The sequence below is a fragment of the Eubacterium sp. ER2 genome, from assembly GCF_000765215.1.
GTDB lineage: Bacteria > Bacillota > Clostridia > Lachnospirales > Lachnospiraceae > Claveliimonas > Claveliimonas intestinigallinarum.
Map to the genome: position 1 here is coordinate 40,646 of NZ_JPJE01000032.1, position 18,111 is coordinate 58,756.

Sequence of the window (18,111 nt, forward strand, 5' to 3'; positions counted from 1 at the left end):
CCTCAGTCTTCTACAGTATAAAGATGACCGCCGCCTTCAAAGCTCCCAGAACAAGGAGCTGGAGAAGGGCGGTGGCATACTCCAGCCGGCAGGCCCGCCTGATATCCTGCCTCTCTATGGGCCGTATCCCGTCGCCGATAAAGGGCTTCCTGACGAGCTTCCCAAAATACCAGGCATCCCCCGCCAGCTGCACGTCCAGCGCCCCTGCCATGACCGCCTCGGTGTGGGCCGCGTTGGGGCTCTTGTGGTTCTTCCGATCCCGCTTCAATATCCGCCACGCGTTTCTCCCGTCGTACCCGGCCAGGAAGGCGGCGGCGGTCATAAAGAGGGCGCTCAGGCGGGCCGGGATAAAGCCTGCCGCGTCGTCCAGCCTGGCAGCGCAGGTGCCGAAATACTGGTATTTCTCATTCTTATAGCCCACCATGGAGTCCATGGTGTTCACCGCCTTGTAGGCAAATCCTCCCAGGGGGCCTGCCAGGATCATGTAAAAGAGGGGCGCTGTGACGCCGTCGGAGGTGTTCTCCGCCACCGTCTCCACAGCCGCCTTGATGACCCCCTCCTCGGTCAGGTCCTGGGTGTCTCTCCCCACGATCATGGAGACGGCCCGCCGGCCGGCCTCCAGCCCCTCCTCCTCCAGGGCCTTCTCCACCTTCAGGCTCTCTGTCCTCAGGGATTTTGCCGCCAGCAGCTGCCAGCAGAAGACGCAGGAGAGAAGAAAGGAGAGAAGGGGATGCACAAGAGACAGAAGGAAGAGGAGCAGGGCCGGCACGCCCACGGAGACAAGAAGGGTCAGGACCACAAGGACGGCCCCCGCCCATCTCTCCCCCGCCCTGCCCACCGGGAAGAGCCGCCGCAGGATTTTCTCCAGCCTGCTGATGACCCAGCCTATGCCCTGCACCGGGTGCCAGAGCCCCCTGGGATCCCCCAGGATAAAATCAACTATAGATCCGATGATCAATGCCGCCAGTGACTGTACCATCCAGCTGTCCATCCTTCCATTTGTTTTCGTCAATCTCCAGTATGTATCCCTCTCCGTTCTCCACATTCCATCCATAGTAGCTGCTGCCCTCTATGACCTGGGAGAGAACCGCCATGATGACGCCCCCGTGGACGCAGCAGGCGATGGAGCCATAGCCTCTCTTCCGGCTTATCTCCACCGTTTCCCTCAGCGCTTCCAGGCACCGGGCGTTAAAGCCGGGGATACTCTCCCCGCCGGGGAAAGTGTCCGCCCCTTCTGTGCCGATGAAGGCGTCGTAGGCCGGATCCCCCAAAAGCTCCTCGTGGGTCTTCCCCTCCAGGATGCCAAAGTCGCACTCCCGGAAGCCCTCCACCACCTCCGGGCTGCGTCCCCGAAAGATGCTCTGCGCCGTCTGGACGCAGCGCAGCATGGGACTGGAAAAAATGTGCTCCGGCTGGGGGTATGTCCTCTTTTTCAGCGCCTCCATCCCCTCCCGGGACACCGGCTCGTCCGTCCTGCCCCCGATAAATCTGTGTATTTTATTTCCTTCTGTCTGTCCGTGACGGACCAGTATGATTTCCATCTTCTCTAACCTGTCACCGCCATGGCCAGCAGGACGGCCAGCTCGCAAAGCTGCACAAAATATCCCGCCAGGTCTCCGGTGATCCCTCCGAATTGTTTTCTGCTCATGTAATAGTACCAGCCAAAGACGGCCGCCGCCGCTGCAGCCGAAAGCCCTCCTCTCCAGCCGCCAAGCCACAGAAGGAGAACCCCCTCCAGGACGAGGAGAAGGGCGAGAAAGAGGACTGCCCTCCCCTTGCTGGCTCTCTTTGCGAACATGGTCACATAGGAGCCGCTCTTCTTCGCCTTTGGAAAACAGAGCACGGACAGGCCGCTCAATGTCCGGCTGACCGTGTAGCCCAGGCAGACGCACAGGAGTCCCTGCCCCGGCTTCACAGCGCACCAGGCGCCAAAGGAGAGGAGCAGGTAGAGGCCGCAGCCCATGACCGCAAAGGCACCTGTGTGGCTGTCCTTTAAAATGGCCAGCTTCTTCTCCTTATCCCCGCAGGAGGCCAGGGCGTCCCGGGTGTCCATGTACCCGTCCATGTGGATGCCTCCTGAGATCCACAGGGGCAGAGCCGTCAGCACAGCCCCCAGAAGGAGAGGGGACAGTCCCAGCAAGCGCCCCCCCTGAAAGCAGAGCCAGGCGAGCGCCCCCAGGACGGTCCCCACAAAGGGAAAATAGCACATGACATAGTCCATGGAGGAGCGCTCCCAGTCCGGCTGGGGCACCGGGATGCGGGAGTACATGCTGAAGGCAACGAGAAAGCTGTTGACCTGTCTCATCGTCTCTCCACCTCGCTTAAGAGCTCACTGCCCTTGAGCACCAGGGGCAGGCCGAACTTCACCTCCACCACTACGTCCGCCTCCTTTGACAGCAGCTGGTTCACCCGGCCGGACTCCTTTACATACCTGCGCAGCTCCGGATCCATGGGCACCTCCGAGAAGGCGTCCTGGGCAATGACGATGAGGTTCTCCGCCTGGTCCTTCAGATGCCGGATCCCCTCCATGATGTAGGCGGCCGGAGCCTCCGGATGCCTGGCCCTCGGGTCATACAGCTCGTTGGCCAGCAGATTGGTCATGCACTCCAGAAGTACAAGCCGCTCCCCGGACAGGTCCAGTGTCTCCAGGGCCAGTCCCTGCTCCACTGTGCGGAAATTTTTACCCTCCCGCATCTTTCTGTGGTCCCGGATCCTCTGCTCCATCTCCTCGTCAATGTCTGTCAGAGTGGCCAGGTAGACCTTCTCTTCGGGGCACAGCTTCACAGCCAGATCCTCCGCGTAGGCGGATTTGCCGCTGCCGCTCCCTCCAAAAATCATGTACAGCATCGCTCGTCTCCTCTCTTTCCTATGCTTCCCCGCCCAGGGGCTTGTAGGCCTCGATCTGGATGCCGTCAAAGTCCGGCATCTTCCGGTAGACCTCCAGCGTCATGTCCAGAAGGGGCATCAGGGCCACAGCCCCTGTCCCCTCTCCCAGCTTCATGTGACAGCCGATAAAGGCCTCCTTATCCAGTTCTCTTAAAATCCGCCCCATGCCCGGCTCCCCGGACATGTGGGAGGGCAGGATAAAACGCTCCGTCCCCGGGGCGATCCGGCAGGCCAGAAGGGCCGCCGCCGCGGAGATAAATCCGTCCATCACCACCGGCAGGCGCTCCATGGCACCGCCCAGGAAGACACCTGCCAGACCTCCGATGTCAAATCCACCCACCTTGGCAAGGACGTCTATGGGGTCTGCCGGATCCGGCTTCCACAGCCCGATGGCCCGGCGGATTACCTCCCGCTTTCTCTGAAGCCCCGCATCCGACAGTCCGGCTCCCCGCCCGGAGAGCCCCTCCGGATCCTCCTCCAGGAGAACAGAAGCCACAGCGCTGCTGGTGGTGGTGTTGCCGATGCCCATCTCCCCGGTGAGAAGGATCTGGTAGCCCTGTTTTTTCAGCCTTTTTGCCGCCCGGATACCGGCAAGGATAGATTCCTCCGCCTCCCTGCGGGTCATGGCCGGCTCCTTTAACATGTTCTTTGTGCCGTAGGCTATCTTGTCGGTGTACACCTTCGTGTCCACTGACACGCCAATGTCTATGGGAAACACATCCACCCCGGCTGTCCGGCCCATAATACAGGCGGAGGTAAGCCCTCTGGAAAAGTTGTCTGTCACCACCGCGGTGACGCTGCTGTCGGTCTGGGAGATGCCTTCCTCCACCACGCCGTTGTCCGCGCACATGACGATGAGTCCCTTTTTGTCAATGGACACGTCCGCCGTGCCGGTTATACCCGCTATCTGCGTGACGGCATCCTCCAGGGTGCCCAGGCCAAAGAGAGGCTTTGCTATGGAGAGCCACCTGCTTTGGCATTTCTCCACGGCCGCCTCATCGAGGGCGGGGATGTCCCCCTTTCCCGGTATTTTTATCTCACTGTCTCTTGTTTCCATATTCTTCCGCCTTTCTGACAAATCTTGCGGCCACCTTTGGGGAGGAGTACAGGTACAGGTGGGGAAATCCCGCGCAGAAGCCCTCCCCTATATGTCCACAGGTCCAGCTCCTTCCTGTGACCGGCTTTCTGGCAAGGAGAGCCTCCCCTGTGCCCTCCGTATCCATATAGTGGAACTCGTGGCCCTGGATACTCTCCCCCGGCCCAAGGAGTCCGCCGTGCTCTGCCGTAGCCGGAAATCTTCCGCTCTCTGCGGATGTCGCAGCTTTCCCGTCCTCCGTCAAGGTCAGGGTGACATAGCCGAACCTGGAGAGCTTTCCTGTGTAATGGCTCTTCCCGGGAAGGAAGCCGGCCATCCGGTGGGCTCTCCCCTCCCTGTCCTCCAACTCCTCCAGGAGATAGAGAAAGCCTCCGCACTCCGCAAGACAGGGCATCCCCGCCTGAAGGCTGCTCTGTATGGATCCCCTCATGGAACCATTCTCCGCCAGCTCCCCGCCGTGGAGCTCCGGGTAGCCGCCCCCCAGCAGAAGGGCGTCCGCCTCCCCGGGGACTCTTTTGTCCTTCATGGGAGAAAAGGGGAGGAGTCTGGCTCCCAGCTTTTCCAGGAGTCGCAGATTGTCTTTATAATAGAAGGAAAAGGCCGGATCCCTGGCCACGGCGATGGCAGGCCCTTTTGCGGAGGCTCCCTCCCCCAGATGCAGGTTCGGGAAGAGGAGCTCTCTTCTCTCCTCCAGGGGCGGCGCCTCCGCCCCAATCTTCTCCAGCAGCTCCAGGTCCAGCGTCTCCAGGCAGGTCTGCCCCAGCCGGTCCATCTGCTCCTTCAGCCCTTCTATCTCCTGGGGCATGACAAGGCCCAGGTGGCGGCTCTCCATGGCAATCCCCTCCAGCTTCGGCAGATAGCCGCAGACGGAAAGGCCCAGCCGATCCTCTGTCATAGACTTCAGAGACGGATAGCGCATGGGGGAGACCCGGTTGAAGATCACGCCCCGGATCCGCTTCTCTTCCATAAAGTCCCTAAACCCCCGGATCAGAGCCAGGACGGACACGCTGGATTTCGCCCCGTCCACCACAAGGATGACCGGCGCCTCCAGAGTGCGGGCCACGTCCCAGGTGCTGGCCTGTGTGGTGACTCCTCCCAGGCCGTCGTAGAGCCCCATGACTCCCTCCACCACGGAGAGATCCGCCAGGGCCGCATCCTCCAGGAAGAGCTGCCGGGTCAGCTCCTCCCCGGCGAAGAAGGTATCCAGATTCTTGGAGGGTGTCCCCAGAACCGTCTCGTGGAACATGGGATCAATGTAATCCGGGCCGCACTTGAAGGCTGCCGCCCGGCGCCCCGCCTTTTTCAGGGCTGACAAAAGCCCGCAGGTCACCAGCGTCTTGCCGCTGCCGCTTGAGGGGGCGGCAATGACAAGCCTGGGCGCTTTTTTTCTCATTTCTTTTCTTCTCCTTCAAATGTGACGATATAGACCGGGTTCTGGCCCTCCATCATCTGGTAATGCCCGGCCTTCTTTCCCTTAGACACCTGCACCTGCAGGATCTGTGCCGGGTGATCCGAAAAGGCCTGCATGCAGGCCATGCACTCCGCCACCGTATTGATGGTGATGGCCGACACCACGACCCTGGCCGCCGGATTTTTCTCCCAGATCGTCTCCAGGATGGGGCGCAGGCTGCCGCCGCTGCCCCCCACAAAGGCCAGGTCCGGGGCGGGCAGGTCACGGAGAGCCTCAGGCGCCTCCCCGTGGACAGGCCGGATGTTGGACACGTGAAAGTGAACCTTATTTTTATGGATCAAAGAGAGACCCTCCGGATTTTTCTCCACTGCGTATACTGTGCCGTCTATAGCCTTTTTGGCGAGCTGGATGGACACTGATCCGGTGCCGGCCCCCACATCGTAAATGACCGCGTCCTTTGCAGGCGCCATCCTGGAGAGGATCACGCTTCGCACCTCGCTCTTGGTCATGGGCACCTTTCCCCGGATAAATTCCTCATCCTTTGCATCAGAGGGCTCCGGGCGGCGGTGACGGGGCAGCTCAATGTAGATTACACTCAGCCCGTCCCACTCCGTCTCTGCCTTCGCCAGCCGCTCTGCCAGCCCCTGGACGATCCTCTCCTTCGGGTAGGAGAGGCGGCTGCCCACGTATACTCTGGCCTGCTTCCACCCATATTTACACAGCCTTGTCAGCACGGACCGGATTTCCTTTCCGCTGCTCACCAGCAGGAAAATACGGCCGTATTCCCGGAGATAATCCAGGTAGTTGCAGCTTCTCCCATGGATACTCAAAAGAGGCACTCCCTCCAGTCCCACGCCGATTCGGGCCGCCATGCAGGAGACGGAGGAGATACCCGGCAGAACCGTCACATCGTACTCCTTCAGCTCCTCCTTTAAGCTGGCCGCTCCGCTGTAAAAGCCCGTGTCACCGGAGAGGAGGATAGCGACCCGGCGGTACCGGGAGTTCATCTGGATGAACTCGTGGATCTTCTCCGCCCGGTACTCCTCGTGGCGCTCCACGCCAACGTCCTCCGCCACCTTCAGCATCCGCTCCGCCCCGATCAGCACGTCGGCGCTCTCAATGGCCTCCCGGGCCTCGGCGGTGAGACATTTCCCGGTGCCCGGGCCCACGCCGATGAGCGTGATCTTCCTGGGATCCCGGAAGCCGTATTTCTCCGCCAGCATGAGAAAGACCTCCTTCAGAGGAATCCCTCTCTCCTGGGGCCTGCCGATGACCACCGGCACGGCTCCGGCCTTCCTGGCCGCCTCCATCTTCTCCTGGAAGCCGCCGATCTTTCCCGAGTCCTTCGTCACCAGATAACGGGCCTTCACGTGGACGAGAAGCTGCTCGTTCATGCCCTCGGAGAAGGGGCCCTGCATGGCGATGAGGTGCTTTCCCTCAAAGCCCTTGGATACCGCGTGCTCCACCGCCTCCTTTGTGGAGAGCACCCGCAGAAAACATCTCCTCCTGTAATCCGGAATACGGGTGTAGGGATCCAGCTCCTTGCTGCCCGTAGTGATCAGGATATTGCCCTTCTTGTCCGCCAGATAGGCGGCAGCCTCCTTGATATTCTTCACCCACACGGCGTTCTCTCCCCCCGCGGAGCCCTCTCTGAGGACCCGCACGCAGGGAATGTCCGCCTTCTCGCACATGGCCCTGATGTTCTTTGACACTTCCATGGCAAATGGATGGGTGGCATCGATGACAAGCTCTGCCTGACATCCCTGTGCCAGCTCCCCCATCCCCGCCACGTCCAGGCGGCCTGCCAGGACATGGATATTTTCCCCGTCCTCCACAAGCTCCTTGCCGTACTCAGTGGCCGTGCACACATATACCTCCGGCGCATGCCCCCGAAGGTATTCCGCGATCTTTCTTCCCTCTGTCGTACCCGCAAAAATTAAAATACTAGCCATTTTCATACCCTCTTGGTGTTATCATGTGTCCTTTTAATGCCTTTGTCTGTGAGTTTCCGATAAACACTGTTGTAAACATATCTGTCCGGGCGTTTTCCAGCTCTCCCAGGGTACAGATATGGTACGTCTCCCCCTCCCGGCCGATGTTGGCCGCGTAGCCGCAGACCGTGTCGGCACTCTTAAATTCCTCTATGATCCGGCAGGCCTTTTTCAGATAATCCGCCCGCTTCCTGCTGGAAGGATTGTAAAGGCAGATGACAAAATCCGCCTGAGCCGCGCAGCGCAGCCTCCTCTCGATCTTCTCCCAGGGCGTCAGAAGGTCGCTCAGGCTGATAAGAGCAAAGTCGTGGATCAGGGGCGCCCCCAGAAGCGCCGCCCCCGAGAGGGCTGCCGTCACACCGGGGACCACCTCCACATCCACCTGGGGATAATCCTTCCCTATGGAGTAGATCAGTCCCGCCATGCCGTAGACGCCGGCGTCCCCGCTGCACACCATGGCCGTGGTCTTGCCCGCCGCCGCCATCTCCAGCGCCAGACGGCACCTCTCCTCCTCCCTTCTCATAGGAGTGGTGAGAAATTCCTTCTCCGGATAATAGTCCCTTATAAGATCCACATACACCGTGTAGCCCGCGATCACGTCGCAGGATTCAAGAGCCCGCGCCGCCCGCATGGTCATATCTTCATAGCTTCCCGGCCCCAGGCCGATCACATACAGTTTTGTCAAAATCCACACTCCAATCTTCCGCGGCCAGGGCAAGCGTCATGCCCCGCTCCGCTGTCTTCTCCAGCACGAGCCGTCCACCGCCGCTTCCGAGGATGGCGGCCCGCTCACACACATTACCGACTCCCACTGTCGACTCCACAAAGGGAGACTCGCCTGTGACCGCGGTCACCTTCTCAAGCTGCCCGGCTGTCCAGGTCTCAAAAGGGATCTGCCATTTTTCCGCCAGCTGCGCAAGGCCTGGCTCCTGTGCCTTCCGGTCGATACTGGCAAGGCGCCGCACCTGGCCGGGGCGGCAGCCCACAGCTTCCAGTCCTCGAAGAAGTAATTCTTCCAGTTCCTGCCGGGGAACACCCTTTTTGCAGCCCATCCCGGCGGTCAGGTTGATAGGCAGAAGGCTGAGGATGTGGTCCCCGGCCTCCCCTCCCGCCCTCTCCTCCACCGCAATGGCTGCGGAAAAGCGGCCCAGCTTCTGCCGGCTGTCCACCAGGGTCAGTTCCTCCGGCACCCTGCCAAGAACCGGGAATTCACTGTAAAATCCCACCTTCTCCCCTTTCAGGATGCGGGCGGAAATATCCTTTGCCTTTGTCCTGTCAGTTAGCACAAGGCCACATTTTTTTGCAAACACGTCCACCGCGAAGCGGCCGTTCACGTCCGTGGCCGTGGTGATCACTGCCTCCGCCCCTGTGGCCCGGGCCAAAAAACGGGCCAGGTCGTTGGCACCTCCCACATGCCCGGAGAGGAGGGGGATGACGAACCGTCCCCCCTCGTCCAGCACCAGCACGGCGGGATCTGTAAATTTATCCCGGATATAGGGGGCGATGAGCCGCACCGCGATGCCTGCCGCGCCGATGAAGACAATCTCCCGAACCTGCTGCCAGTGCTCCTGAAGAAAAGCGCCTCCCCTGGGCCGCTCCAGCGCAAGGACTGTGCGCCCCTCTGACTCCAGCAGGCTGCGGATCTCTCCCATCTTCGCTTTCCCCCGGTCTGTGTAGCTTACAAGAAGCGTCCTATTTTCCATCCTCATCCCGTCCCTTTCCTTTCCGGAACTCTGTGGTGAAGGCGGGATCATACAGGCAGGAGCGCTGGTAAGCCTCCCCTGAGAGCACCCGCCCCACGATGATGAGGGCGGTCTTCCGGATATCCTCCCGCCGGGCTGCCTCCGCCAGCTCTGACACCTGGCAGAGTATCTTCTTCTCATCCGGCCAGGTGGCCTTGTACACGATGGCTGCCGGGGTGTCCGGCGGGTAGCCGCCCTCTATCAGGGCCTCTGACAGTTGCTCCAGAAGGCCTGTGCTCAGGAACAGGACCATGGTGGACTGGTGGGCCGCAAAGGACTGGATCTTCTCCCTCTCCGGCACCGGCGTGCGCCCCTCCATGCGGGTGATGACCACGCTCTGGGAAATGCCCGGCAGAGTGTACTCAAGCCCCAGGGCCGCAGCCGCCCCGGAAAAGGAGCTGACGCCGGGACACACCTCATAGGGGATGGACAGCTCATCCAGCCGGTCCATCTGCTCCCTGATGGCCCCGTAGAGACTGGGATCGCCCGTATGGAGCCGGACTACATCCTGTCCCGCCTCATGGCGCTCTTCCATCACCTGGATCACCTCCTCCAGAGTCATCCTGGCGCTGTCGTAGATCCGGCAGTCCTCAGGGCACAGCTCCAGGAGAGCCGGATTGACCAGGGAGCCCGCGTAGATCACTGTCTGCGCGCCCTCCAGAAGCCTTCTTCCTTTTACTGTGATCAGGTCCGGGTCTCCAGGACCCGCTCCCACGAAATGTACCATCTGCTATTCACCTGCCTCTTTTGCCACTATAATAGAATAATAACTCAGATCATCAGGAATTTCATCCAGAGAGTGAAAAATACGCTCTCCCTCCATCCCACATCTCTCCACGGCCCAGCCCTTCTCTTTCCGGGCCAGCAGCTCATCCCGCACCTGGGCGGCGGCCTTCCCCGCCTTCATCAGCACCCTTGTGCCGGGGAGATCCATTCCCTCATCTGCCGGGTAGGAGGCGGGAACCAGGTGAAGCATCTGGTCGTTCTCCACAAGGCCCTCCCCCACGGCCGCGGCGGCGGCGATAAAGGAGGGGATGCCGCTGATGATCTCCGCCCGGTATCCGGCGTCTTGCACCCTTTTATGGACGTACAGGTAGGTGGAGTAGATGCAGGGATCCCCCAGGGTGAGAAAGGCCGTCCTTCTCCCCTTTGCCAGCTCCTGTACGATCCGCTCCGCGGCGGCCTCATGAGCCTCCTGTCGGGTCTTTGGGTCTCTGGTCATGGGCATATGGATCCCCAGGGCCTCCTTCTCCTCCAGCCCCGGCACGGCTCCCGCCGCGATCTTCCAGGCCACTGTCTCCCTTGGCTCCTTCCCCGGGGCCAGGATCAGGTCGCACTCCCGGATGACGCGCACCGCCTGCAGTGTCATAAGCTCAGGGTCGCCGGGGCCCACCCCGACGCCGTACAAAATTCCTTCCATAGCTGTTTCTCTCCTATATCTCTGTGTCATTTTTTCCGGCTCTCTTCCAGAAGCTCCTCCCCGTACCGGGTCATCCCCAGCAGGCCGTACACGTTGGAAAAGAGGATAGCCCCGGTCCGCATCCTAGGTCCCGCGCTGCTTCCGGCGCGGATCTTCAGATACGCATGGATCTTCTCCAGGAGACTGGCCGTCACCTTCCCTCTCTCCTCTGCCGAGAGGGACTGCAGGGCATCCTCCGTAGTGTTGCAGTCAAGCAGCGCCGCCGCTCTCTTCCCGGGAAGGCCGGCCCGCAGGGCTGCCGCCGCCAGAAGCTCCATCCGGCAGTCCCCCTGGCGGGAGTGGGTGTTCATGATGCCCCCGGCAATCTTCACCAGCTTGCCAATGTGTCCCACAAAGAGAAGGCCCTCAGCCCCCTGCTCTGCGGCCAGGTCAATGGTCTCGCCAATGTAGTTGCTGCACTTGACGGTGTCCCGGGGCAGAATTCCCCACTTTTCACGGAGGAAATCCAGGCCGTAATTGCCCGGCGCGGCAATGAGGCACCGTCTTCCCTCCGCCAGCTTTACTTTGATCTCCACCTCTATGGTATCGATGAGAGCCTTCTCGCTCATGGGCTCCACGATGCCGCTGGTTCCAAGAATGGAAAGTCCTCCCACAATACCGATTCTTGGGTTGAAGGTCCGCTTTGCCAGCTCCTCCCCGCCGGGGATTTCCACAAGAACCCGAAATCCTCCCTCCCAGCCTGCCGCCTCCTTCAGTCGAACCAGCTCTCTTCGGATCATCTCCCGGGGGACAGGGTTGATGGCCGCACTCCCCACAGGCTGGGCAAGCCCTGCCTTGGTCACTCTCCCAATACCAGCTCCCCCGTCGATCTCGATCCGGTCCTCTGGAAGGAGGGACACGGTGGCATAGACTGTAACGCCGTCGGTCACGTCCGGATCGTCCCCGCTGTTCTTTTTCACAGCACAGGTCACAGAGGTGAGTCGGCCTTTGTCGTCCCTCTCCGCCTCCGTTCCGGACCACACCGGCAGAGCGAAGGGCTGTCCCTCCGGCAGGCGGACCGTGACGGTCCAGCTCTCCCGATCTCGTGGAAGGCCGCCCGCCAGGAGAGCCTCCGCGGCCGCTGCGGCTGCCGCCTGGGCGCAGGTGCCGGTGGTCCAGCCCCTGCGCAGGCCTTTTTTATTTTTCTCCATCCGGATTACTCTGTCCTTCTCCATCTTCTCTCTCCTCTGCCGCCACCTGCAGGGCCAGATCCACCAGATCCCGGAGGGTGGCCCGGGCTGCTGTGAAGGTCCTCATGCCTGCACGCTTCGCCTCTCCTGCCGTCATCTCCCCGATGCACAGGGCAGTCACCTTTGACAGATCCAGCTCCTCCGCGGTCCTCACAAAGCCGCGGACAGTGGAGGCGCTTGTGAACATGGCCCAGCAGTTCCCCGTCTCAAACTCCCTCTCACAGTCCATCCAGGGGAAGGACTCGTACTCTGTGTCGTAGATGGGCAGATCCAGTACCCGGGCGCCTGCTTCCTTTAGTCTTCTCACCAGCTCCTGATTGCCTGCTCTGGCCCGGGGGATAAGCACCTGCTCTCCGGCCTGCACACTGGCCGCCAGCGCCTCTCCCAAATGGTCTCCGTCGTACTGTTCGGGTATCAGATCCGGGTAAAAACCCCATGCTTCCAGCTCCCCCGCTGTGCCCTCGCCGATGGCGGCGATCCTCAGGTGTGCCAGACTGCGGGCATCCTGTCTTCTCTTTTTTAACTCCTCCCGGAACACCCGGACGCCGGAGGGACTGGTGAAGACGATCCAGGAAAAGGTCTCCAGCCCGGCCAGCGCCCTGGACAGAGGTTCCCCCTCTGTCACAGGCTCAATGCGGATAGTGGGCAGCTCCAGCACCTCCGCCCCCTCCCCTCGGAGCATAGCGGCCAGTCGGGAGCCGCGCTCTCTGGGCCTTGTGACAAGGATCTTACGCCCCGCCAGGGGACGGCTCTCATACCAGTCCATAGCCTGGAAGGCGGCCACATAGCCCACCAGAATGATGGCCGGGGACTGGACCTTCGCCCGGGCTGCCTTTCCGGCTATCGTTCCCACAGTGCCGACAATTTTTCTCTGGGCAGCAGTGGTTCCCCTCTCCAGCACGGCAGCCGGCATATCCGGAGACATACCCTCCCTCAAAAGTCCCTCCATGACGTTACCCAAGGTGCTCACTCCCATGAGAAACACAATTGTTCCTCCTCCCTCGGCCAGAGAGCGGTAGTGGATATCCGGCAGGCTTCCGTCCTTTTTGTGCGCTGTCACAATGTGGACAGAAGAAGCCAGATCCCGATGGGTCACAGGGATGCCCAGATAGGATGGCACGCCAATGGCGGAGGTGATGCCGGGCACGATCTCAAAGGGAATGCCGGCCTGCTCAAGGACAGCTGCCTCCTCGCCGCCTCTGCCGAAGACGAGAGGGTCGCCCCCTTTCAGCCGCACCACCTTCTGCCCTTTGCGGGCCTCACGCACAAGGATCTGGTTGATCTCATCCTGGGGGATCGGGTGATGGCCGGATCGCTTGCCCACATCAATATACCGGGCATTCCTGCCTCCCCACATGAGAATGCCGTTGCCCACCAGCCTGTCGTAGACGATCACATCCGCCTCCTCAAGGAGACGCTTTCCCTTCACAGTGATCAGCTCCACATCTGAGGGGCCTGCCCCCACAAGGTACACCTTTCCCACTCTACGATTTTCCTGCGTATCTGTCTCTAAGCTCATGAGCAAGCTCCCTTCCCGTCCGCGCCGCCTGGGCCGGATCATTTTCTTCTATATTAAAAGTCCTCTCCCCGATGCTGTATCCGCCGGACTGCTCGTCGTAGTACAGCCCCCTTAAGCGGCAGGTATCTCCACAGACCCTGGCGTGGGCCGCCACCGGGGAGGAGCAGCCCCCTTCCAGCTCCCGGACAAAGGCACGCTCCGCCGCGGCCTCCAGGGCGGCCTCCCTGTCGTTTGTACAGGCAGCCATCTCCCGCAGCGCCGGCCGTCCCTGGACAGCCATGATGCCCTGCCCCGCCGAGGGGAGTATTTCCTCCGCGCTGAAGAAACGGCTGATGCGCTCCTCAAGGCCAAGGCGGATGAGGCCGGCGGCCGCCAGCACCAGGGCGTCGTACTCCCCCGCGTCCAGCTTCTCCAGCCGGGTCAGCACATTGCCCCGGATATTTTTTATCTGCGCCTCCGGGTACAGAGCTCCAAGCTGCAGCTTCCTCCGCAGGCTGGAGCAGCCGATGACGCTGCCCTCTTTCAGATTTTCCAGTCCCCTGCGCAGCACAAGCACATCCCGGGGATCCTCCCTCCTGGTGCAGGCCAGGACCGGGAAATACGCCGGGGTCTCCATGGGCATGTCCTTCAGGCTGTGGACAGCCAGGTCGATCCGTCCCTCCTGGAGAGCCAGGTCCAGCTCCTTGATGAAGAGCCCCTTGCCCCCAATCTGGTCCAGCGTCCTGTTCAGGATCCGGTCCCCGGTGGTCTTCATGGTGACCAGGCTGATCTCCGCCTCCGGGTGATGTCTCTTCAGTTCTTCCATGACGATCTGCGCCTGCCGCACGGCCAGACGGCTCTGTCTGCTTCCCACTGTGATCCTCATGTCCTGTCTCCTTTGTCCTTTTTTGTCTCTTCCTCCCCCGCAAGGCAGCTGCGGATCAGGGCCGCCGCCCTGGCCGTCCTGCCGTGATCCTCCCCATCCCCGGCAATCCCCACCGCCAGGTTCTCCCCGGTCACAACAGCCGGGAAATAGAAATCGCTTAGTCTCCTGTCAGAGGCGATATTTACCGGGATGCCCAGCTCCTGACACCTCTCCTTCGCGATGCGGTCCGCCTCCGGGTCGCCGGCAGCGCAGATGACAAGGAGATACTCCGGCGTGATATCCGCCTTCTCAAGGCACTTCCGGATCAGGCGGACCTTTCCCGTCTCCAGGAATTCCTCCAGCTCCTGTCTTTGCCCTTCAGGCACCTCCCGGGCTATCACCGCGATGTCCGCCCCGAAGAGGAGGAGGGTGCGGATCCGGCGGACCGCCACCTGCCCGGCTCCCACCAGCAGTATTTTTTTGTCCTCAATATCAAGAAATACCGGAAAGCGAAGTCCCATTTTCCTCTCCCCCTCTATCCAGAGCAAAAATTTCCCCAATTAAAACAAATGAGACTGCGCACGAGCGCAATCTCACACAGTGTAATCTTAAATCCTCACCGAAAGATCACGTTTGCTGTATTACAACAGGTATCCTGGCTCGGAACTAAAGCCTACTCCCCTGCCTTCCCACCCGACAGCCGGCGGAGGGCTTCCGCCGGACCGGGCAGTGGCATACGCCGGGTTTCGTCATTCCTCACAGTAGAGTGAGCTGCTGTGGATTTTCACCACATTCCCTGTTCTCTCTTCAAAATAACATGTTCTATTCTATACTGTTTGGGGCTGTCCGTCAACTGCCTTTCCCACAGTCCCCCTCCCCGGGCCTTTCTCCCAGGTTACAGCACAAGGGAGAGAAAGGTTCCCAGAACCGCAAATCCCAGTCCGACCCAGATAAAGAGCCATCCCACAAGGGAGCCCTTGACCGGGATCCTCTCCACATAGGCTCTCTGGGGCTTCTCCGGGTCGTACCACACCGGAATAGAGGAGCCCATGGGGTACAGGCTCTCGGCCATGGCCCCCAGGTTCAGCACAGCGCCGCCCCGGATGTGGAGCACATCGTTCTCACTAACGTAGCAGCTCTGATTTTCCCCTGTCCAGTCCTTTGGGGAGAGACTCCTGCGCACCTCCACCACGCCCCGGAACCTGCGCTTTTTCTCGTAGGAGACGCCGCCAACCCTGTAGGCCGCCACAGGGCTCGGCGTTCCATTTACATAGCTGTACCGGACTACTGTCCCCATTGTCATGGCCGTGCAGCGGCCCTTTCTCCTCTTTTCCATCACAAGGACCAGTATCCCCGCCAGTATAAAGAGCAGCCCCGGAACTGCCAGCGTAAGGAACATCAGCAACCCCACATTCACTCCCTCATTCATAGACATCCTCCTTTGTCGTCCGTCTACGCCGTATATTTGCCGGCGATCTCAAGCAGTCTGTCTCTGTTGGCCCTCTCCCAGTCAGCGTAGGAAAGTCCGGAGGCCGCCGCCTCTTTTCCCACCTCCACCAGGAAGGCGGGAATGTCCTCCTGCAGCATGGTCCCTGCCGCCTCGCCAAGCCTCTCTTCGCCCTGCCTGTCACAGCCGAAGAAGAACACCTCAAAGGCCGGATGGGGTGTCTTGTCTATCATCTTCACGCCGCCCCGGAAGCCGATCTGCCCGATCTGGTGAGTGCCGCAGGACGAAGGACAGCCGGAAATGTGGACTCTGGGAAGGGCAGAGGCTGGAAGATCAGCCTTCCGGACCGCCTCTACCGCCTCCTCAAGGAGACTCTGGGAGTCCCTCACACCCGCCTGGCAGATAGAGGCCCCGATGCAGGCCACAGAGGACTCAAAGGGCGTCCGGGCGCTGTCCTGGGTTACGTCCAGCACCTGCTCCGCCTCGGCCCCTGTCAGATTGACAATGTAGAGCGTCTCATCCGGCGCGATGCGCAGCTCCACCTCTTCCATGTCTTTGATCGCATTGTAGAGTCTGCCGTAGATAGCCGGATCCGGGCATCCTCCAAGAGGATGGTAGAGGACAGAGTAGAGTCCGTCCTGCTTCTGCTCCAGGATGCGGCTGCCGGACACTCTCGTCCCATCCGGCTTCTTGGCTATCTCCTCCGGCTCCACCTGGATGGTCAGATCCTCCCCGGCCTCCGCCTGGGCCAGTTTTTCCAGGTACGCCTGCCTGTAGCCCTCATCGCCCAGCTTGTCTCTCATATATCGGGTGCGGGCCTTTCCCCTCTGCTCGTAGTTACCGTGCTCCAGGAACACCTCCCGCATAGCCAGGATATAGTAGAGGATCCGGGACGGATCCACCGCCTCCGCCATTAAAAGACCAAGCTTCGGCTGATTTCCCAGACCGCCCGCACTGTACACATCAAATTTTCCGTCCGGCCTGGCCACAAATCCCAGATCCCGGAAGGTGGCGTGAGTCACATTGGCCGGGCTGCTGGAGAAGCAGACCTTCAGCTTTCTTGGCATCTTCTTTGCATCCAGGAAGGACAGCAAAAACTCCTCCGCCTTTGCGGCGTAGGGAAGCACGTCAAAATATTCTCCCTTCTCGGTTCCGGACAGAGGCGGAGCCATGACGTTTCTCGGAAAATCACCGCCCCCTCCCAGGGTGATAATCCCATGCTCTATGGCACCTTCCATGATGCCGCAGACCGCGTCCGCATCCAGATCATGGAGCTGGATGGTCTGACAGGTAGTCAGATGCGCCTTCTTCACCTGATATTTCTCTATACTCTGCGCAATGTACAGCAGCTTGTCCTTTGTGAGCCTGCCGCCCGCCATGCGCAGACGGATCATGCTGCATTTGCCGCCCCTCTGGGCATAGCTTCCATATCTTCCGGAATATCCCTTGTAATCATTTTTTGTGATCTTTCCCTCATAGAAATCCTTTGTCCTCTGTCTGAACTCCTCCAGCTCCTCTTTTCCCAATACAGGTGCTTTTCTTTCCATCCTATAAATCCTCCTGTTGTTTTTATTCTTCTACTTCCACAACCAGATAAAAACCCTTCTGGGTGTGCTCGATCCTGGCGATCCTGCCCTTTCTCGCCTTGATCCTGTCGTTGGTCCGGTAGATGCCGGACATAGCCACCGATGGCTCCACGAGATAGGTATACCGCCCCGTGCTTGGACTCCTCTCGCTGATCTCCACCTCCTGGCCCTCCTCCACAAGCCCCTCTCTCTCCATCTTAAACCGTTCCTGCCTCATGGCTGTCTTCCTCTCGCTTTCATTTTCGATCCCCGGCTGCCGCCAGATGCTGCTTTCCAGTATAGCACATTTCTTTGCACAGAGTTGTGAAATCTAACAATTTCCTGTGTATACATGCCGAAGATACGCTGCTGCCCGCTCCCGGAGGACATAGATCCGCTCCACGTCTGTGGCATCCCGGTCCCTCATACGGTATCCTGGCCCCTCCGCCTTCAGTTTGTGGGAGAGGTCGCCGCTGCCCACAACCGCGATCCGGCGGTTCAGCCTCCCGGCTGTTCTCTGGATACATTGCCCCGTCTCCCGGGGAGATGTGAAAATAGTCCGCGTACATCACCGTGTGGGGCGACAGAATGACCACTGTGTCCGGCCGCCAGGCAGCCAGAGTCCTCGCAGCCTCGCGATAGGCGTCAGTAGTTTCCTGCACCCTCCTCTCCTCCCCCTGCCCGATCTCCGGGACGATGAGGGGCGGATGGGGAACCATGATCCCGCCTGCCACTGCCATACAAATTCCTCCCTTCTCCTTCTGAATGGGTATTCCGTCCTGTTCACAGCTCTATTATACCCCCATGAGGCGGGAATGTCATTGTGGGCTGTATTTTTTGAGGACTGTATTTGGAGCGTGCCGCACAGGCCGCATTATCGAGGAATGCATTTTAACAAAAAAGCTTTCGCAGGAAACAAAAAAAGCGCCGTTACAGGTCATGCCGCCTCTTAGGCGGGGCC

The 18,111-nt window shown here is 60.4% G+C and carries 19 protein-coding genes and 1 riboswitch; all 19 genes read right to left on the minus strand.

What is annotated here, in order from left to right; all coding sequences use genetic code 11:
* Window positions 1-10: 10 nt before the first annotated feature.
* Window positions 11-979 (minus strand): adenosylcobinamide-phosphate synthase CbiB, encoded by a 969-nt coding sequence (cbiB, locus tag NI21_RS0111510; protein ID WP_242842852.1) that lies wholly within the window; start codon window positions 977-979, stop codon window positions 11-13.
* Entirely contained in the window at window positions 936-1,541 is a 606-nt protein-coding gene (locus tag NI21_RS0111515; RefSeq protein WP_033126342.1) for a histidine phosphatase family protein, read from the minus strand. Before NI21_RS0111515 ends, cbiB begins: the two co-directional genes overlap by 44 nt.
* A 5-nt stretch (window positions 1,542-1,546) precedes the next feature.
* Window positions 1,547-2,305, minus strand: coding sequence for an adenosylcobinamide-GDP ribazoletransferase (locus tag NI21_RS0111520; RefSeq protein WP_033126343.1), 759 nt, complete (start codon window positions 2,303-2,305; stop codon window positions 1,547-1,549).
* Window positions 2,302-2,847 carry a bifunctional adenosylcobinamide kinase/adenosylcobinamide-phosphate guanylyltransferase gene (locus NI21_RS0111525; protein WP_033126344.1) on the minus strand — a complete coding sequence of 182 codons (546 nt, stop codon included), beginning with the start codon at window positions 2,845-2,847 and terminating at the stop codon, window positions 2,302-2,304. Before NI21_RS0111525 ends, NI21_RS0111520 begins: the two co-directional genes overlap by 4 nt.
* Before the next feature lie 19 nt (window positions 2,848-2,866).
* Window positions 2,867-3,943: a nicotinate-nucleotide--dimethylbenzimidazole phosphoribosyltransferase gene (gene cobT / locus NI21_RS0111530; protein WP_033126345.1), complete on the minus strand. Its 1,077-nt coding sequence runs from the start codon at window positions 3,941-3,943 to the stop codon at window positions 2,867-2,869.
* Entirely contained in the window at window positions 3,924-5,375 is a 1,452-nt protein-coding gene (locus tag NI21_RS0111535) for a cobyrinate a,c-diamide synthase (protein ID WP_033126346.1), read from the minus strand. The genes cobT and NI21_RS0111535 overlap by 20 nt, the downstream gene beginning before the upstream one ends.
* Entirely contained in the window at window positions 5,372-7,345 is a 1,974-nt protein-coding gene (gene cobK, locus NI21_RS0111540; protein WP_171031511.1) for a precorrin-6A reductase, read from the minus strand. Before cobK ends, NI21_RS0111535 begins: the two co-directional genes overlap by 4 nt.
* Entirely contained in the window at window positions 7,338-8,069 is a 732-nt protein-coding gene (gene cobJ / locus NI21_RS0111545; protein ID WP_033126348.1) for a precorrin-3B C(17)-methyltransferase, read from the minus strand. Before cobJ ends, cobK begins: the two co-directional genes overlap by 8 nt.
* Window positions 8,026-9,093 carry a cobalt-precorrin 5A hydrolase gene (locus tag NI21_RS0111550; protein ID WP_052084079.1) on the minus strand — a complete coding sequence of 356 codons (1,068 nt, stop codon included), beginning with the start codon at window positions 9,091-9,093 and terminating at the stop codon, window positions 8,026-8,028. The genes cobJ and NI21_RS0111550 overlap by 44 nt, the downstream gene beginning before the upstream one ends.
* Window positions 9,077-9,853, minus strand: a complete 777-nt coding sequence (cobM, locus tag NI21_RS0111555) for a precorrin-4 C(11)-methyltransferase (RefSeq protein WP_033126349.1) — start codon at window positions 9,851-9,853, stop codon at window positions 9,077-9,079. The genes NI21_RS0111550 and cobM overlap by 17 nt, the downstream gene beginning before the upstream one ends.
* Window positions 9,854-9,856: 3 nt before the next feature.
* Window positions 9,857-10,546, minus strand: coding sequence for a precorrin-2 C(20)-methyltransferase (gene cobI, locus NI21_RS0111560; RefSeq protein WP_033126350.1), 690 nt, complete (start codon window positions 10,544-10,546; stop codon window positions 9,857-9,859).
* Window positions 10,547-10,572: 26 nt separating this feature from the next.
* A complete protein-coding gene (gene cbiD, locus NI21_RS0111565; RefSeq protein ID WP_242842853.1) occupies window positions 10,573-11,760 on the minus strand; it encodes a cobalt-precorrin-5B (C(1))-methyltransferase CbiD in 1,188 nt (395 codons plus the stop codon).
* Window positions 11,723-13,294 carry a uroporphyrinogen-III C-methyltransferase gene (gene cobA / locus NI21_RS0111570; protein ID WP_052084080.1) on the minus strand — a complete coding sequence of 524 codons (1,572 nt, stop codon included), beginning with the start codon at window positions 13,292-13,294 and terminating at the stop codon, window positions 11,723-11,725. Before cobA ends, cbiD begins: the two co-directional genes overlap by 38 nt.
* Window positions 13,260-14,159, minus strand: coding sequence for a hydroxymethylbilane synthase (gene hemC, locus NI21_RS0111575; protein ID WP_033126351.1), 900 nt, complete (start codon window positions 14,157-14,159; stop codon window positions 13,260-13,262). Before hemC ends, cobA begins: the two co-directional genes overlap by 35 nt.
* Window positions 14,156-14,659, minus strand: a complete 504-nt coding sequence (locus NI21_RS0111580; protein WP_033126352.1) for a bifunctional precorrin-2 dehydrogenase/sirohydrochlorin ferrochelatase — start codon at window positions 14,657-14,659, stop codon at window positions 14,156-14,158. Before NI21_RS0111580 ends, hemC begins: the two co-directional genes overlap by 4 nt.
* Window positions 14,660-14,765: 106 nt before the next feature.
* A riboswitch (cobalamin riboswitch) is annotated at window positions 14,766-14,978 on the minus strand.
* 55 nt (window positions 14,979-15,033) lie between these two features.
* Window positions 15,034-15,567, minus strand: coding sequence for a DUF3592 domain-containing protein (locus tag NI21_RS0111585; RefSeq protein WP_033126353.1), 534 nt, complete (start codon window positions 15,565-15,567; stop codon window positions 15,034-15,036).
* Between the two features lie 23 nt (window positions 15,568-15,590).
* Window positions 15,591-17,132: a nitrite/sulfite reductase gene (locus tag NI21_RS0111590; RefSeq protein WP_033126354.1), complete on the minus strand. Its 1,542-nt coding sequence runs from the start codon at window positions 17,130-17,132 to the stop codon at window positions 15,591-15,593.
* Between the two features lie 22 nt (window positions 17,133-17,154).
* Complete coding sequence (locus NI21_RS0111595; protein ID WP_033126355.1) at window positions 17,155-17,388, minus strand: hypothetical protein; 234 nt, start codon at window positions 17,386-17,388, stop codon at window positions 17,155-17,157.
* A gap of 19 nt (window positions 17,389-17,407) precedes the next feature.
* Window positions 17,408-17,890, minus strand: a complete 483-nt coding sequence (locus NI21_RS17300) for a hypothetical protein (RefSeq protein WP_033126356.1) — start codon at window positions 17,888-17,890, stop codon at window positions 17,408-17,410.
* Window positions 17,891-18,111 lie beyond the last annotated feature (221 nt).

Coding starts and splice junctions, on each gene's coding strand:
- hemC (WP_033126351.1), bottom strand. CDS start 14,159: ATGAGGATCACAGTGGGAAGCAGACAGAGCCGTCTGGCCGTGCGGCAG.
- NI21_RS0111595 (WP_033126355.1), bottom strand. CDS start 17,388: ATGAGGCAGGAACGGTTTAAGATGGAGAGAGAGGGGCTTGTGGAGGAG.
- NI21_RS17300 (WP_033126356.1), bottom strand. CDS start 17,890: ATGGCAGTGGCAGGCGGGATCATGGTTCCCCATCCGCCCCTCATCGTC.
- NI21_RS0111515 (WP_033126342.1), bottom strand. CDS start 1,541: ATGGAAATCATACTGGTCCGTCACGGACAGACAGAAGGAAATAAAATA.
- NI21_RS0111590 (WP_033126354.1), bottom strand. CDS start 17,132: ATGGAAAGAAAAGCACCTGTATTGGGAAAAGAGGAGCTGGAGGAGTTC.
- NI21_RS0111585 (WP_033126353.1), bottom strand. CDS start 15,567: ATGAATGAGGGAGTGAATGTGGGGTTGCTGATGTTCCTTACGCTGGCA.
- cobT (WP_033126345.1), bottom strand. CDS start 3,943: ATGGAAACAAGAGACAGTGAGATAAAAATACCGGGAAAGGGGGACATC.
- NI21_RS0111520 (WP_033126343.1), bottom strand. CDS start 2,305: ATGAGACAGGTCAACAGCTTTCTCGTTGCCTTCAGCATGTACTCCCGC.
- cobI (WP_033126350.1), bottom strand. CDS start 10,546: ATGGAAGGAATTTTGTACGGCGTCGGGGTGGGCCCCGGCGACCCTGAG.
- cbiB (WP_242842852.1), bottom strand. CDS start 979: ATGGTACAGTCACTGGCGGCATTGATCATCGGATCTATAGTTGATTTT.
- cbiD (WP_242842853.1), bottom strand. CDS start 11,760: ATGGAGAAGGACAGAGTAATCCGGATGGAGAAAAATAAAAAAGGCCTG.
- cobA (WP_052084080.1), bottom strand. CDS start 13,294: ATGAGCTTAGAGACAGATACGCAGGAAAATCGTAGAGTGGGAAAGGTG.
- NI21_RS0111525 (WP_033126344.1), bottom strand. CDS start 2,847: ATGCTGTACATGATTTTTGGAGGGAGCGGCAGCGGCAAATCCGCCTAC.
- cobK (WP_171031511.1), bottom strand. CDS start 7,345: ATGGCTAGTATTTTAATTTTTGCGGGTACGACAGAGGGAAGAAAGATC.
- NI21_RS0111580 (WP_033126352.1), bottom strand. CDS start 14,659: ATGGGACTTCGCTTTCCGGTATTTCTTGATATTGAGGACAAAAAAATA.
- NI21_RS0111550 (WP_052084079.1), bottom strand. CDS start 9,093: ATGAGGATGGAAAATAGGACGCTTCTTGTAAGCTACACAGACCGGGGG.
- NI21_RS0111535 (WP_033126346.1), bottom strand. CDS start 5,375: ATGAGAAAAAAAGCGCCCAGGCTTGTCATTGCCGCCCCCTCAAGCGGC.
- cobM (WP_033126349.1), bottom strand. CDS start 9,853: ATGGTACATTTCGTGGGAGCGGGTCCTGGAGACCCGGACCTGATCACA.